The 15,741-nt window shown below is 56.9% G+C and carries 13 protein-coding genes; 8 read left to right on the top strand and 5 right to left on the bottom strand.

Features of this window, described 5'->3' with window-relative positions; all coding sequences use genetic code 11:
- Positions 1-21 precede the first annotated feature (21 nt).
- The 4 genes from H8699_RS07055 to H8699_RS07040 form a co-directional block, all read right to left on the bottom strand.
- A complete protein-coding gene (locus H8699_RS07055) occupies positions 22-2,109 on the bottom strand; it encodes an LPXTG cell wall anchor domain-containing protein (protein ID WP_249285053.1) in 2,088 nt (695 codons plus the stop codon).
- A 283-nt stretch (positions 2,110-2,392) separates the two neighbouring features.
- Positions 2,393-2,590 (bottom strand): DUF378 domain-containing protein, encoded by a 198-nt coding sequence (locus H8699_RS07050; RefSeq protein WP_138296249.1) that lies wholly within the window; start codon positions 2,588-2,590, stop codon positions 2,393-2,395.
- Between the two features lie 81 nt (positions 2,591-2,671).
- A complete protein-coding gene (locus H8699_RS07045; protein WP_249285052.1) occupies positions 2,672-2,944 on the bottom strand; it encodes a hypothetical protein in 273 nt (90 codons plus the stop codon).
- A gap of 142 nt (positions 2,945-3,086) precedes the next feature.
- Complete coding sequence (locus tag H8699_RS07040) at positions 3,087-3,617, bottom strand: hypothetical protein (protein ID WP_249285051.1); 531 nt, start codon at positions 3,615-3,617, stop codon at positions 3,087-3,089.
- A gap of 51 nt (positions 3,618-3,668) precedes the next feature.
- Between H8699_RS07040 and H8699_RS07035 the strand changes: the two genes are divergently transcribed.
- From H8699_RS07035 to H8699_RS07015, 5 genes are all read left to right on the top strand, one after another.
- A complete protein-coding gene (locus H8699_RS07035) occupies positions 3,669-4,973 on the top strand; it encodes a DNA methyltransferase (RefSeq protein WP_249285050.1) in 1,305 nt (434 codons plus the stop codon).
- 13 nt (positions 4,974-4,986) lie between these two features.
- Positions 4,987-6,024, top strand: coding sequence for a dienelactone hydrolase family protein (locus tag H8699_RS07030; RefSeq protein WP_249285049.1), 1,038 nt, complete (start codon positions 4,987-4,989; stop codon positions 6,022-6,024).
- 21 nt (positions 6,025-6,045) lie between these two features.
- On the top strand, positions 6,046-6,654 hold the full coding sequence (locus tag H8699_RS07025; protein ID WP_249285048.1) for a chromate transporter: 609 nt from the start codon (positions 6,046-6,048) through the stop codon (positions 6,652-6,654).
- Entirely contained in the window at positions 6,651-7,220 is a 570-nt protein-coding gene (locus H8699_RS07020) for a chromate transporter (RefSeq protein ID WP_249285047.1), read from the top strand. Before H8699_RS07025 ends, H8699_RS07020 begins: the two co-directional genes overlap by 4 nt.
- Before the next feature lie 337 nt (positions 7,221-7,557).
- Positions 7,558-9,684 carry an InlB B-repeat-containing protein gene (locus tag H8699_RS07015; RefSeq protein ID WP_249285046.1) on the top strand — a complete coding sequence of 709 codons (2,127 nt, stop codon included), beginning with the start codon at positions 7,558-7,560 and terminating at the stop codon, positions 9,682-9,684.
- A 267-nt stretch (positions 9,685-9,951) separates the two neighbouring features.
- Here H8699_RS07015 and H8699_RS07010 read toward each other — a convergent pair whose 3' ends face one another.
- Positions 9,952-11,862, bottom strand: a complete 1,911-nt coding sequence (locus H8699_RS07010) for an ABC-F family ATP-binding cassette domain-containing protein (protein WP_249285045.1) — start codon at positions 11,860-11,862, stop codon at positions 9,952-9,954.
- Between the two features lie 155 nt (positions 11,863-12,017).
- Between H8699_RS07010 and H8699_RS07005 the strand changes: the two genes are divergently transcribed.
- The 3 genes from H8699_RS07005 (at position 12,018) to H8699_RS06995 (ending at position 15,716) form a co-directional block, all read left to right on the top strand.
- Positions 12,018-12,656, top strand: coding sequence for a redox-sensing transcriptional repressor Rex (locus tag H8699_RS07005; protein WP_249285044.1), 639 nt, complete (start codon positions 12,018-12,020; stop codon positions 12,654-12,656).
- A 145-nt stretch (positions 12,657-12,801) separates the two neighbouring features.
- A complete protein-coding gene (locus H8699_RS07000) occupies positions 12,802-14,583 on the top strand; it encodes a VanW family protein (protein WP_249285043.1) in 1,782 nt (593 codons plus the stop codon).
- 101 nt (positions 14,584-14,684) lie between these two features.
- Positions 14,685-15,716 (top strand): type I phosphomannose isomerase catalytic subunit, encoded by a 1,032-nt coding sequence (locus H8699_RS06995; protein WP_249285042.1) that lies wholly within the window; start codon positions 14,685-14,687, stop codon positions 15,714-15,716.
- The last annotated feature ends 25 nt before the right edge of the window (positions 15,717-15,741 follow it).

Here is a 15,741-nt window from a genome sequence, read left to right as displayed (position 1 = left end):
CCGCTTTGCAAACCGTTGCGGTTATTTGGCCTGCGCCTTGCGGCGAACCACCAGGATCGCGGCTGCGGAAACAGCCATCAGACCCAGCAGCAGCGCTGCCTGGAAGCCATCCCCCGTCTTGGGGCTGCCGGCCGTATTGGTGGGAGCCTCCGCCGGTGCTTCGGCCACAAAGATAGCCGAAACCTCGATCCCGCCGCCCTCCGGCATGATGAAGGAGTACACGCCGTCCACCGCCTCCAGCGCCACGCCGTTGACCAGGACCTGATCGAGTACATAACCATCATTTGCCTTCGGGATCAGGGTGACCGTCTCGCCAGCCTTGGCGGTAGCCTTATCGGCGATCAGCTGGCCGTTCTCGCAATCTGCCACGCGTACGATATAGTTGGTATCCGCACCCAGCAGATCGGTCATCTCATCGGTAAAGCTGGAATCGAACAGAGGAGCCTGCTCACCGCCGGATTTGACCTGCCAGACAGTAACCTCGGGCAATACCATATTGTCGCCGATTTGCTTGCTCGCTACATTATCAAGATGCTCATTATAGGCGTTGACCAACTGCAGATTCAGCGCAGCGGCCGCCTCCGCATCCAGGTTTTCCACTGCATCCAACGCGTCGTCCAGATTATCGGCCTGGCCGCCGGTAGCCGCGTTGATCAAAGGCAGAAGCACATCCTTCTCAAAAGCGGAGAAAGCGCTGTCATACTGCTCAAAAGTAAAGCCATAGGAGTAATAGTAATTTTCAAAAATATCACCGATGACAGTTACTACCAAACCCACCGGAATATTTTCCGGAATTTCGGTGGGCAGGTGGAAGTCGTCCGGCGCTCCGCTGATCGGCCCACCATAACCGTCATAGTAATCATCCCAATAAATACCGGCGCCGTCCTGCCCGTTATCGGCCAGCGCATTGCCGCCGCTGACCGTACCGTATACGACCAGCTTGCCGGGCTGTGCCTCTTCTTGCACATTATCAGGCCCTTGCCCATCACCAGAAACATAATTTTTATTCAGGGACAGGATAACCACGCCCTCGCCAGCTTGTCCGTGGTCGCCATTGGTGGCGCCGCCGGTCACATCTCCGCCTACCGTAACGTTAGCGGTTGCGTCCATCACCACGCCATCACCGGCGATACTGTTGTAATAATATTCCTCGGCATCCGCACTGGGGGCTGCAGACGGAGCAGGACTCGGTTGAGCTGCTTCCACAGAAGGGTCGGCCGTAACGTTGCCGCCGGTGACATTGCCGCCGACCGTAACGTTGGATTCATCACGGGCCTCAACACCGTCACCCGCATAGCCATAGGTGCCAAAGGCATCGCCGCCGGTGACGTTGCCATCCACCGTGACCTGCGCGCTGCCCTCAGCGTAAACGCCAGTGCTGCCGTCAGAATAATCCGTAGGATCCGTCATATCTACCTCGTCAGGATCGCCGCTGGTACCGGTCACGTCGCCCGTTACGTGCACGGTGGACTCACCAGAAGCTTCAACGCTGCCGGTGACATTGCCGGACACGGTCACCTCAGCAGTGCCTTCCGCTTCGATCCCTTGGTCTTCCTTGCCGGTCACGTCGCCCGTAACATTTACGGTACTTTCGTCAAAAGCACGTACGCCATCGCTTTCGCCCGCGATGTTACCGTTCACTGTAACATTCGAACTCTCCCGGGCTTCAATGCCGTCTTCCTCTACCGTGATATTGCCGTTGACGGTCACCCCGGCCTCTCCGTTAGCGCTGATACCGTCATAGTCAGAAGTAACATCGCCGTTGACGGTGACCTGAACCTGCCCACCAGCCTTTAAAGCATCGTCATTATTCTCGTTGGACAGCGCGGCGTTGATCTCTACCGAGCCGGCGCCGTACAGGGAAACATCCTTAAGGGTATAGGCCTGTCCGTTGATCACGAAAGTTTGCCCAAGCTTTGCTTCCAGATCGCTTAAAGCAGTAATATCACCCGTCAGGATGATGGTTACGTCCGCATCCGTGTCTGCGAAAGCGGCCTGGAGCTTTTCCCAGGTATCCACATTCTCATGCGTAGCCGCAAAGGCCGTGGTGGGCATGAGAACGAGTAACACCAGGGCGACCAGGAGAGCCAATAGTTTGCCTCGTTTCATTGGTGAATCGATCCTCTCAAAATTTCGTTACAGCAGCTCGGCAAAAATCAACAAAATGGGATCGAGGGCATACGCATGATGACTGAGTCAGGCATACTGTACAAAAGTATTATACATTTGCAAAAATTGCCATGCAAGGAAAATTTGAAAAACATATAAATTTCAATCAACATTTTTGCATTTGTATTGTGGATGAGTCGCATATACTACAAAAGCGCACGAATTTCGTGCGCTTTTGTAACTCGTCTTGCGATATTGCTTAAGGGATTTTTGCGATCTGTGATCAGTCTACATGGTGGCGGTGGCGGAAAAAGAAGCTGATGCTCCAAAGCCCGGCCAGGCCGACCAGCGAATAGATGATCCGGCTGACGAGGGCTCCCTGCCCGCCGAATAGGAACGCAACCAGGTCAAATTGGAATAAACCGATCAGCAGCCAGTTTATCGCACCAATGATGACCAAGAGCAGCGATACAAAATCCATTGCTTTCACTCCTTTTATCGATTTGAAACTATTATATCCAGGCCGATAAAAGGTTATGTACCGCTGGGGCAATGGCTGGTTTTACCGTTCGTCCTCTTTCTTTTTATCCCGGACGAATTCCACCTCCATCGCGTCAAAATCAAAGGGCTCGATAAAATCGTTTTTACTAAAAACCGTGCGGAAGAACTGCGCCATTTCATGGTCGTGCTTGCTTAAAAATACCGGGCGCGCATAATCGTTCTCGGAGAGAAAGCGGCCCAGGGCTTCCTTCCACTGCGCGTCGTTTTCATCGCTTTCCAAAATATAATCCCGGGCGATCTTATGCTTTTTTCGAAAAATGATCCACAGCTTCATGTGCTTGTCCCCCTTCTCTGGGATAGTAGCCTTTATTATAGCGGCGATAGAACCGGATTGCAACCGTGAAGGATTGGATGCAGAAAAAAGATGAAAAAAAACGTTTGATGCAGTATAATAATGGGCAAGAGCGGCAGACCCATCAGGGGGCCAAACGGTAAAAGGGGTCCTGGCGCAGCTGGTCCATCCTGCGGGATAGGGCATAGATAAAATCCCGTTGCACGGGGTCCTGCACCAGGCGCTTGGCGCAAGCGGCCACCGCCTGGCGAAAGGCCGTTTGCAGCCCGCCAAGACCGCTGGCGCACAGCGGGCAGACGAACCTGGCGGCGGGGTCCAGTATGAGCTTTAAGTGCATTGCTTCATCTAAATAAATCGCCAGGGGAAAGATGCGGCAGGCAAGCGGGCGCGTTTCCCGGCGGCAATGCCCGGCGCAGGCGACAAGGGTGGCCGGCGCATCGCCCAGGCGCCAGTTGGCCTGCGAAAATTCGTATCCCGGGCAGGCGGAAAGCAGCTGCTCCTCCCCGGGAAAGAGCACCATGCCAAGCGGCGCATCCTCGCCGCCGGGCTGGCAGCAGCGTCCGCCGCAGACAAGGCCGCAATCCCCCTGCAGGGGCGTAACGGCCTGCACCAGCTGGCGGGCCTGTTTCAGCGTTTCAAGATCGGGCTTGGTCATGAGAACATGGCTCCTTTACGGGTCAGTTTTAACAATAGGAGGCGAAGAGATTTGGCGACAAACGCGCAGGGCAAACTTAAAATCGAAAAGATCGGCCGGGGGACGGATGGCGATTTCATCTTTGGCGACCTGCAATGCGGGTTGCCGCCGCATATCCTTGAACAATACCGGGGCAAGGTGCAGGCGATCTACATGGACCCGCCCCTGCCGGCGCCCCAGCGTGCGGAGTATACCCAGCGCATCGGCTCCAGAGGCTGGAAGGGCGACCGGGCTTTTACCTTAAATTACCCGGTGGATCGGGAGAGCCTGGAGGATCGGGAGGCGTTTTTGGCGCTGATGCGCCGGGCGCTGGAGCTGGCCTATGAACTTTTGAGCGATACGGGCGTCATCTTTTTGCATACGGATGGCCAGGTGGGCGTACCGCTGCGGATGATGCTCGATGAGATCTTTGGTGCGGACCACTTTTTAAACGAGATCATCTGGCACTACAAAAGCGGCGGCCGTGCCAAAAACTTTTTCTCCCGCAAACATGATAATATCCTTTTTTATCGAAAAGGTCTACAACATTTTTTCGATATCCAGCCTCTAGGCACGCCGCGAGGGCGGCAGCGGCGCAACCACATGCGCAAAGAGGTGGATGAGCAGGGCCGGGTGTTTTACTCCATCAAATCCGGCGGGAAAAAGTACATTTATTATGAAGATGAGCCGGTTTATCCGGACGACGTATGGGAGGATATCGCCGCGCTGCAGCAAAAGGACCCTGAGCGCACGGGCTATGACACCCAAAAGCCCGAGGCTTTGATCGAGCGGCTGATCGCCGTTACGACCCAGCCGGGGGACATCGTTTGCGATCTGTTCGCGGGCTCCGGCACGGCGCTGGCCGTGGCGCACAGACTGGGCCGCCGCTTTTTGGGGATGGATTGCAACGCCTTTTCGCTGCACGTGGTGCGCCGCAGGTTGTGGGCCCTGGGCGCGGGCTTTTGCATCCATCACGGGCAGGGCGCAGACCCGCTGCCGGATCAGCAGCCGCGTGTGCGCATTGAATCCGTCCTGAAAGACGGGGTGTGGACGGTAGACCTGCTGCGTTACGAGATCGCGGGCCTGGAGGGCTTTGCCCAGGAGACGAACCTGGTGCCCGAGCTGCCGCTGGTGGACGGTTGGGGCATCGGCATGCTGGATAGCTCGGGGCGGCTGGAAATACTCGGGTGCGCACTGCGCCTGGTCGGCAAGCCCTATGTGCCGCTGCAGCTGGTGATGAAGGCGCAGCAGCGGCAGGATGCTTTACCGGCCGTCTGGATCGCCGATGTATGCGGCGGTTACAGGGTCGAAATACTAAGCGGACCGAACAGCGATTAAGGAGGCAAAGCATATGATGGATCTGGAGATGGATCGTTACTTTGAAACATGTTATGAGCGGCGGCCGCACCCGTTCGCCATGCCGCTGGGCAATAAGGCGCACTGGATCTCCTGGCGGGCGGATTTTATCCGTACCTTGGTGGGGGATCTGCGGGGCTTTCCACAGCAATACGGCCCGCTGGAGAGCCAGACACATGACGAGGCGCAGCGGGATGGCTACCGCCAGATCCTGGTCAGCTACTCTGGGGAGGATGGCATGCGTATACCCGCCTACCTGCTGGTGCCGGATTCGGCCCAGGAGCAGATGCCTGCGGTGGTCTGCGTGGCCGGGCACGGCGCGGGGATGACCGAGATCGCCGGCCTGACGCCGGAAGGGGAGATGCGCGCCATCGGCGAGGGGTACCAAAAGGATTTTGCCGTGGCGCTATGCAAAAGAGGCTTTGTGGTGCTGGTTCCGGAGATGTTGGGCTTTGGACTGCGCAGGCTCAAAGCGGACATCGAAAAGGGCCCAGACGAATGCAGCTGCTACCGGATGAGTACCAACCTTTTAATGATGGGCAAGACCATGGCGGGCCTGCGGGCGCGGGACGTGATGCGCAGCCTGGATTATCTGGAAACGCTGCCCTTTGTGGATGCGGCGCGCATCGGCTCCATGGGAATTTCCGGCGGCGGGACCACGCTGATGTATGCCGCGGCCATCGACGGACGGCTGCGCGCCAACGTGATTAGCTGCTCGGGCTGCACCTTCCGCCATTCGATTTTAAGCGTGTACCACTGCATCGACAATTTTGTGCCGGATCTATATACCCGCGGGGAAATGTATGATATTCTGGGTCTGCTGGCCCCCCGTCCGCTGATGCTGGAGGCCGGGCGGCAGGATGATCTATTCCCCTTGGAAGGGGTACAGACCTGCTTTGATCAGCTGACGCGCGCCTACAGCCTTTTGGGCGCGCGGGATAAGCTGGATATCGATATTTTCGACGCTGGACATTCCATCAGCGGCGCAAAAAGCTACGATTTCCTGGGCAAGTGGCTGCGGGTGGATGAATAATTAACGTTGGGAGATGGGAGTTTGGAAAAAGAAATGGAAAACCAGTTGCCAAAGCGGGATAAAAAGCTGCTGTTGACGCTGTTTCTGGCGATGTTCAAGCTGGGCGCGTTTACCTTTGGCGGCGGCTATGCGATCGTCCCGATGATGCAAAAGGAATACGTGGAAAAGCGGCATTGGATCAACGAAAACGAGATGATCGACATCGTGGCGATCTCCCAGTCCGTTCCGGGGGCCATCGCGGTCAACGCCTCGATCTTTATCGGCTATCGCTTAGCGGGGGTGCCGGGGGCGCTGCTTTCCACCCTGGGGGCATCCCTGCCTTCGCTGATCATCCTGGCGATCATCTCTCTTTTTTATCAGGCTTTTATCGCCAATACCTACGTTGCCGCGGCGATGCAGGGCATACGCGCTTGCGTGGTGGCGATGATGATCTCCGCCGTGATCAAGCTGGGCAAGCCGGCTTTGGTGGATTGGCTGTGCTGGGTGCTGGCGCTGGTCACCTGTGTGGCCGTGCTCTGGCTGGATATCAATGCGATCTACCTGATCCTCGTGGGCGGCGTGGTCGGATTTATCGCCGGTATGGTGCGGGCCCGCAGGGGTAAAAAGGCTGAAGGGGAGGCGAAAAAATGACGCTGCTGCTCTTAGTTTGGAACTTTTTCCAGATCGGCGCGTTCAGCATCGGCGGCGGCTATGCCATGATCCCGCTGATCCAAAAGCTGATCGTAGCCAACGGATGGCTGACGGTGCAGGAAGTGGCGGACGTGGTGGCCATCTCGCAGATGACGCCCGGCCCCTTTGCCATCAACGCGGCCACATTTGTGGGGATGCGCGTTTCCGGCGTGGTAGGCGCTATCTGCTGTACGGTCGGCGTTACGCTGCCCTCGGTCATCATCGTGCTGATCATCGCCAAGTTCTTTTTCAACTTCCAGCACGTGCCGGGGGTACGCTATGTCCTTTACGGCATCCGCCCGGTCGTCATGGCGCTGATCGCCACCTCCATCGTGACCATCGCTCAGACGGCGCTCTTTATCCCAGAAGTGACGCTTACCCTGCAAAATATCCTCCAGGCGGTGGATTGGAAGGCGGTTGCGCTCTGTGTGGTTTCGCTGATCGCCATGGTCAAGTTCAAGGTCGACCCGGTGATCATGATCGTCATCAGCGCCGCGGCAGGCATATTGATCTACGCGGTATTATGACCTCGTGTGTGCAAGGCCCCGAAAGGGGCCTTTTTATTTGCGAAAATTTTGTGCAAAAGTGACGGAAATATGGCTTGTTTTGGACGAATCGCTTGCCTGTGGCGTGAATTTATCTTATACTGTTTATAAACAATATCTTCTTATTTCGACGGCGATTATACTTAATTATTATGATAGCTTGTGTTTAATAGCCTACGCCCTATTTTATTGAATAGAAAACAGAACAGAAACGCTTACATATCCTATCTGTACAGGGCTTATTTTGCGCCTGCTCCGGCGCTATAATGAGATAAAGAAAAAATGCACAGGGGACAAAAAAATGAGGGGGATTTTAGGTATGAAAAAACGGAAACTGGTGGCCCTGGTCATCGCCGTGTTGATGACGATGCTCATCCCGGCGACGGCATTTGCGGCCACGCATGAAGACGTAGACTCGTGGGACAAACTGCAGGCGGCTTTTGCCGATACGGACGCGGATGTGACGATCATCCTGACGGGGGATATCGCTACGCTGGGAGCTTTACAGGCTGGCGAGGGCCAAACTTACGTGATCAATGGCGAGGAATATATCCTGAAAGATGTGCGTTTGGTAGGCGCGGGCGAAGTAGAGATCAACGCGGAAGTTCAAAGGGATAGTCAAGCCCAAGCGCTCCACGTAACGGACGATGTGCAGGTAACGGTCAACGGCGATGTAAAATCCGAGGGAAGCTTAGGCGGCGGCGTTATGGCCGAGGGGAATTCCAAAGCGAGCATCAATGGCACGGTAGATGGCGGCGATATGGGTGTTGTCGCGAAGGAAAGCGCTGCTGTTGAGGTGCAGGGCGATGTGAGCGGAGGCATGGCTGGTGCGGTTTCTACGGGCGAATCTTCCGTGAAGATTAATGGCGATGTAAGTGCGAATGGCGCTGGTGTGGGGGCTGCCGAAAGTGGTAATGTCGAGGTTACCGGCAATGTTACGGGAGGACAGGTTGGAATCATAACGGAGGATGATGCGTCTGTTAAGGTGACAGGAGATGTTCAAGCGTCTGATGTGCTGGATGGAACCGCCGATCAGAATGGCGCGGGCTTAGGCGTTGATGCCCGCGGAAACAGTACTGTTGTGGTAGATGGCAATGTTTCCGGCGGTAATGGTAACGAAAGTACAGCTAATATGACTGCGCCGGACGGTTATTCGGATGGTGGAACAGGCGTGAATGCACAGGCTAATGCCAACGTGAATGTCACGGGTAATGTGACCGGCGGCGATGCGGCTGGGACCTTTGCCTATGCGGGCGATGGCGTTGTGGCAGAGGGTCAGTCCACGGTAACGGTTGGCGGCGATGTTAAGGGCGGGGATGTCAAGGCAGATCCGGAAGTCGAGGCGGAAGGAGATGACCTGAGCCGAGGCGGCAACGGTGTAGTAATGGCTCCGAAGGCCAATGTAACGGTTGGTGGGGATGTAAAGGGCGGAGACACCAGCGGAGATAAGGGTGTGGCCGGCCAGGGCGCGATTGTCCTTACTTTAGATAAAACCAATCCTGACAATACCGATGCCAAAGCTGGCAAGCTGACCATAATGGGCACGGTTAAGGGCGGCAGCGCATTGGCACAAAGCGGTAAAGACGGCAATGCTATCCACTTGGATGACCCCTTTGACACAGTGCCGGAGGAGTACCAAACTCAGGCAGAAGACCTTTATATTTTAGAGATTCCCGATGGAACCGTGCGGGAATTTTTGAATGGTCTGCTCAACGCTAAAATGTCTTTCTTGTACGGATATGTAGGCCAGGATATGTCGATAGACGAAGTGATTGCAGAGGTCGAAACGTTTAAAAACGAAAAAATCATGCCGCTGCTGGCAAATGTTTTGGGCCATGAATACGACATTGATAACGACAGCGAGACCTTGGACAATCTGGACGCAGTACAGGCGGCGGCTTTGAAAAAGGCCATTGCCGATGAGTTCAACAAATTTGCAAGGCAGCGGTGGATCAGTTGGGCGGATTCTGTTTTGCTTAAACCTGAGGTTACCGTTTGGAAGCTGGAAGGTGGGGACGATGCGGGTTATTTCGGCAGCCCGGGCGGTGAGTTTATCGCCTCTTTGATTGGTGCAGACACCAACTACATCGTTAAAATTGCCCAGAGCGAAGGCGGTATGCTGGTAAGCGATAAAGAGACCGCCAAGGCCGGCGAGACCGTGACGGTAACAGCACTGCCCAAAGCGGGCTATACGCTGGGCAAGGTGCTGCTTAACGGTGAGGAGCTGACGGGCAAGGATGGCGTGTACAGCTTTGTGATGCCGGAAGGCGGCGGAGTGGAGCTGAGTGCGGAGTTCATCGCTGACGCTCCGGCTGAGGCGCCCACCAATACGGCGGGCAGCCCCAAGACGGGGGATAATTTCAGCGCGGCGCTGCTGATGGGCTTGATGGCTGTATCGGCTATGGCTGTGGTCGTCGTTGGCCGCAAGGCGCGCACAGGCAAGTAAAAAGCGGCCTGTACGGCAAAGGCGCTTAATAAATGTGTGAAAGGGATGGACGCATGCGTCCATCCCTTTTGATGTGGTTGTATAAATTTCTGCCCTTGGCGATCCGCAAAACAGGGCGAGCCTCTCCGCAGCAGCCGTTAAATAATGAGCGGCGATAGGATGATGAGGCTGGCGGTATATATACGGAACCTGACGCTTACAGATGTGGCTAGGGGGATGGAGAAGCGCCGCAAACAACCGTTTGCGGCGCTAAAACGCTATGAAGGGTCACGCATCTTCTGCCTGGGCGGCCTCCCAATCCTGATAACGGTGCTCGATCTTTTCTTTCAGGGCATTGTAGCGAAGCGAAAGCGCCTTTGCCGCCTCGCCATCTGCGAAAGCGCCGGGCTGGGCCATTTCCTCTTCCAGCTGGGTCAGTTCCGTCTCCATTTCTTCGATCTCTCGCTCGATCTCCCGGATAGCCGCCTGCCGCTTTTTGCGCGCCTCCCGCTCAGCCCGCTCCCGGCGGCGCTGATTCTGCTGTTCGGTCTTGGTGATGGCAGGGGCCTGTTCCAGCTGCGGCTGTGTCTCCTTGGCCTTTTGCGCCAGATAGTCCTGATAGTTGCCCAGCGTTTCCCGAAGGCCGCCCTCTTCCAGCGCCCAGACCTTGGTGGCGATATGATTGACAAAGTACCGGTCGTGCGAAACGGCCAGGATCGTACCGGGATAATCCAGCAGGGCCTGCTCCAACACCTCGCGGGAGGCCATATCCAGATGGTTGGTAGGCTCGTCCAGCAGCAGAAAGTTGTCCTTATGCAACATCAGCTTGAGCAGGGCCAAGCGGGCGCGCTCGCCGCCGGAGAGGGTATCGATAGTTTGGAAGACCTCGTCCCCCCGAAAGAGAAAGGCAGCCAGCGCGTTGCGAATCTGCGTTTCGTTAAGCTTGGGGAAAGTGTCCCATATCTCCTCGATCGCGGTCTTTTGCAGGTTCAGGTCCGCCTGCTGCTGGTCGTAATAGCCGATCTCCACGCCGGATCCCAAACGGAAATGGCCCTGATCCGGCTGTAATTGCCCGATGAGGATCTTAAACAGCGTAGATTTCCCGGCGCCGTTGGGGCCGATCAGGGCGATCCGGTCTCCAGAGCGGATGTGGAGGTTGACATCGCTGAACAGAGGATGACCAAAGCCCTTGGCCAAGCCCTCCGCCAGCAAAATATCGTTGCCCGGCTTTTTGCGGATGTCGAAGGAGAAGTGGATCTCATCGTCATTGGTGGGCTTTTCGATCAATTCGATACGGTTGAGCAGCCGCTCCCGGCTTTCGGCCGCGCGGATGCTTTTTTCGCGGTTAAACTGGCGGTAGCGCTCGATGATCGCCTTCTGGCGGGCGATCTCGCGCTGCTGCATTTCATATTCCTTTTCCTGCTGGCGATGCAGCGCTTCGCTCTTGGCCGCATATTGGCTATAGTTGCCCTCGTATTGGCGGATAGCGCCATTTTGCATTTCGGCAATGCCGGTACATAGGGCGTCCAACAGGTAGCGGTCGTGCGAGACGATCAAAAGCGCGCCGCCGTAGCCCTTTAGATAATCCTCCAGCCAGGTCGTAGCCGCCAGGTCCAGATGGTTGGTGGGCTCATCCAAAATCAGAAGCTCATATTTTTGCAAAAGCACGCGCGCCAGCGCCAGACGCGTGAGCTGGCCGCCGGAAAGGGTAGCGGCGTTTTGGTCAAACCGCTCCGGATCGAACCCCAGGCCGATGAGCACCCCCTGGATCAGGCTGGGGTAGCGGTAACCATCGGCTTGCTCAAAACGCTGGAGCAGTGCGTTATACTGCTCGCTCAACTGCGCAAAAGCCTTTTCGTCCCCGTGCAGCGCCCCCATCTGCTGCTCCATAGCGCGCAGGCGTCCTTCCATTTCCTTTACCGGGTCAAACACGCTCTCCAGAATGGACCAGACCGTGCCCCCCTGGGGCGGAACGCTGTTTTGGGGCAGGTAGCCCAGGCGCAGCTCCTTTTTATAAAAGATTTCACCGCTATCAGCCTGAGATTCGCCCGCCAAAATGCGCAGCAGCGTCGATTTACCCGCGCCGTTGGGGCCGACCAGGCCGATGATCTGGCGGTCCTGCACCACCAGAGAGGTGCCCTTTAATATCGCCTGCGCGCCAAAGGCCTTATCTATATTTTGTGCGGATAATAGAATCATAGAACCTCCCCGATCCCTACTATAAGACAATCTCTATTATTGTACCGAAAGCGCCCGCTATTTGCAAATATCAAGACGCGGTAGACTTGCCGAAGCAGAATTGAGATGCTATAATTGTAAAATATGTTAAAAGTTTATCAATTTAGGTGGTATATATGGAAAAGCAAAGGGTTTCAGACGCCGTAATCCGCCGCCTGCCGCGCTATTACCGCCAGCTTTCGCAGCTGGAGCGGGAGGGGGTGCTGCGGATATCCTCCGGCCAGCTCAGCCGGCTGATGAGCCTTACGGCCTCGCAGATCCGGCACGACCTGAACTGCTTTGGCGGTTTTGGCCAACAGGGCTACGGGTACTCGGTCAAGGGGCTGAAAAGCGCGATCGCCGATATTTTGGAGCTGGGCCAGCAAAAGCATATGATCATTATCGGCGCGGGCAATATCGGCCAGGCGCTGGCATGCTACGAAGGGTTCCCGCGGGAGGGATTTTATGTGCATGCCATCTTTGATAATAACCCGCGCCTGATCGGAAAGACGGTGGGGCGCCTGCAGGTCAGCGATATTCAAGAGTTAGAGAGCTACCTTGCGGCGGAAAAGGTAAATATCGCGGTGGTAGCCACGCCGGGGGAATTTGCCCAGCAAACGGCCGACCGGCTGACCGCGTGCGGCGTGCGCGCTATTTGGAATTTTGCCCCTATCGATGTGGCGGCGCCGAATAACGTGGTAGTGGAGAACGTAAGCTTAAGCGATAGCCTTTATGCCCTTTCCTATTTTATGAACCAGTTGGACGAGCAGGCGTAAGTGCGGGACGCATTTGTAAGCAGGGTGTAAAAAGTTTTTACGTTTTGGTTAAATTTGTCTGTCCTTGGTTTACCGAATTATACCAATAGGGTATGATAGGCATATCTAGTGTGGGAATTGAGGTTTACGGGGAGGAGTACCATTAATGAACCGTGATAGAAATGAGGAAGACCGGATATTGAATCCGGCCGGAGAGCCCTACGCTGCGCAGCCGGAGCAGGAGACGGATATCCCTGCAGGCGGGGACTATGCGCAGCAAGATGGGGACGATGTGGGCGGCGTGTTGCCAGAAGAGGTATTTGAGCAGCCCGAGCAGCAGGCCCGCAGGCCGGCCCAGCGCGCAGAGAGCCGGGAAGAGCCCGAGCTTTTTGAGGTGCGCCCCAAAGCCGGCGGCCAGCCGCCAAAAAAGAAAAAGTCAAACGCCAGGTTGATTGCGATTATCGTCGCTGCGGTGGTGGTGATCGCCGCTGCGGTGGGCGTTTATGCCTGGTGGAGCAGCCAGCAGGCGGCGCGCCAGGATGAGCTGCTGGCCCAGACGACGATTTACCCGGGCATCCACATCAACGGCGTGGACGTGGGCGGGCTGACCCGCGAGGAAGCGCAGGCCAAGGTCGATCAGGCCAACACCCAGACATTGGCGGATATTGCGATCAAGCTCAACCATGACGGGCAGGATATAGCCTTAGACTTTACCAAGGCGGGGCTGACCTTTGATACGGCCTCGGCCCTGGACGAGGCGGTCTCCCTGGGCAAGGATGGGGAGCGGGAAGCGCGCCTGCAAAAGATCGAGGAGCTGGCCAAGGGGTACGACATTACCGTGCCGATGGAACTGAGCGATGAGGCGCAGCTGGACGCAATGCTGGACGAGGCCTTAAACGGCATCGGCGTTGCGGCGCAGGATGCCAAGGTGACGGCCTTCCACCCGGATCAGGAAGTGAAGTTTGAGTACCAGGAAGGCACCCCAGGCAAGGAGCCCAACCGGGAGGAGATCGCTTCTCAGCTCAAGACCATGCTGAGCCAGGAGCAAAAAGAGGGCAGCATTGCAGTGACGCTGCAGGATGTACAGCCCGCGGTGACCGTGGCCCAGCTGAAAGAGCAGACGCAGCTGGTCAGCAAATACCAGACCACGACGACCTCTAACAGCAACCGCAACACCAATATCCGCCTGGCCTGCGATTCTTTCCAGGGGCGCGTGCTGCAGCCGGGCGAGGAGTTTTCCTTTAATAATTCGACGGGCGAGCGGTCTACCGCCAAGGGCTACAAGGCTGCGCCGGCCATTAAAAATGGCAACCAGTTTGTAGATGAGCCGGGCGGCGGCGTCTGCCAGGTCTCCAGTACCCTGTATAACGCCGTATTAATGGCGGACCTGGAGGTGACCGAGCGGTATCACCATTCGATCAAATCCACATACGTACCGGCTGGGCTGGATGCCACCGTAAACTACGGCGGGGCGGACTTTAAATTTAAGAACAACAAGGATACGCCGGTCTACCTGGCCTACAGTTTTGCCAACCAGCAGTTGACCATTTACATTTACGGCGCGCCGCTGGCCGATGGCGTAACCATTAAGACCGTGGGCGAAGTGGTGGGCTCGATCGATCCGCCGGCCGATAAGACGACGGTTGATAATTCGCTTAAACCCGGCGAGCGCGTACAGGTCATCCAGCGCCGCACGGGCACCATCGCCAAGGGCTACAAGGTGTACTACGATAAGGACGGCAATAAGGTCGATACCGTGCTGCTGCATACGGACCGGTATCCGGCCGTACAGGGCGAGTACCGCGTGGGGCCCAACGCCCCTGCGGCAACGCCTACGCCTTCGCAGTCAGCCGAGCCCTCTCCCAGTACACCGGCCCAGCCGACGCCATCGACCGACCCTGAACCGGACCCGACGCCGGAGCAACCTGCTGGCGAGGGGCAGGAGTAGCGGGCCGGGGGCTGACAGACCAATAGAGCATTTAAACGGGCTATCGTACTTAACCGTATAGCCCGTTTTCCATCGAATAGGGGATTTGCAGGAGGCTAATGATGAATCGACCGTTAAAAGTGGCAGCGTCGTTAAAGGCGGCGCCCTGGGGCGGCCAGGCGCTGCGCGAAAAACTGAACAAACCCCTGCCTGAGGGGGAAAAGATCGGCGAGAGCTGGGAGCTGTCCACGCTGGAGCAGGGCCCCTCACGGGTCAGCGAGGGGGAGTTTACCGGCATGCGCCTGGGGACGGTGCTCACCCGGTTTGGCAAAAAAGCAGTGGGCAGCGAGGCAGCCCAAAAGGGCGTGGAATTGCCGCTGTTGGTGAAGTTTCTGGATGCCCAGGGCAAGCTTTCGGTGCAGGTGCATCCGGACGAGGCGGCGGCCAGAGCGCTGGGCGGCGCGGCTAAGACCGAGGCGTGGTATGTAGTAGACTGCAAGCCGGATGCGCAGCTGGTCTACGGGCTAAAGCCCGGCACCGGGGCAGAGGATTTCCGCCGGGCCATCGAGCGGGGACAGGTGCAGGACGTATTGGAATGGATTCCCGTTAAGCCAGGCGACGTGTTGTTCGTACCGGCAGGATTAGTGCATGCGCTGGGCGAAGGGATTTTGGTATATGAGATCCAGCAAAGCTCGGATACGGTCTACCGGGTATATGATTGGGACCGTAAAAATCCGGACGGGAGCACGCGTGAGCTGCATATCTCCCAGGCGCTGCAATCGGTCAAAACCGGCGCCGCACCTCGTGTAGGGGCGGGCGGGCCCACGCTCCAGACGGAAGGCGCCACCCGCACGCTGCTTGCGGCCTGCAAGGCCTTTGCGCTGGAGAAGCTGGAAGTGGAGAGCGCGCTGGAGATGGAGACTGACGGAACGCGCTTTTACGCCCTGACCCTGTTGGAAGGAACTGGCAAGCTCTGCTTTGAAGAGGGCGAGATGGATCTGGAAGTGGGGGAAACGGTGTATATCCCGGCGGACCTTGGCGCTTATACCATTAAGGGAAAGGTGAACGGGCTTTTGGGGTACGTCCCCTCGCTTGACCGGCTGCGCGCCGCCTTTGGCCTGCAGGCTGACCAGGTCCCCGGCATGGAGGTTTGACGCGGGGGAATGGGAAGTGCTAGAA

It is taken from the genome of Luoshenia tenuis (assembly GCF_014384745.1).
In the GTDB taxonomy this organism is placed as follows: Bacteria; Bacillota; Clostridia; order Christensenellales.
The sequence above is the reverse complement of the archived record's forward strand: the minus strand, read 5'-3'. Positions and strand labels throughout refer to the sequence as shown.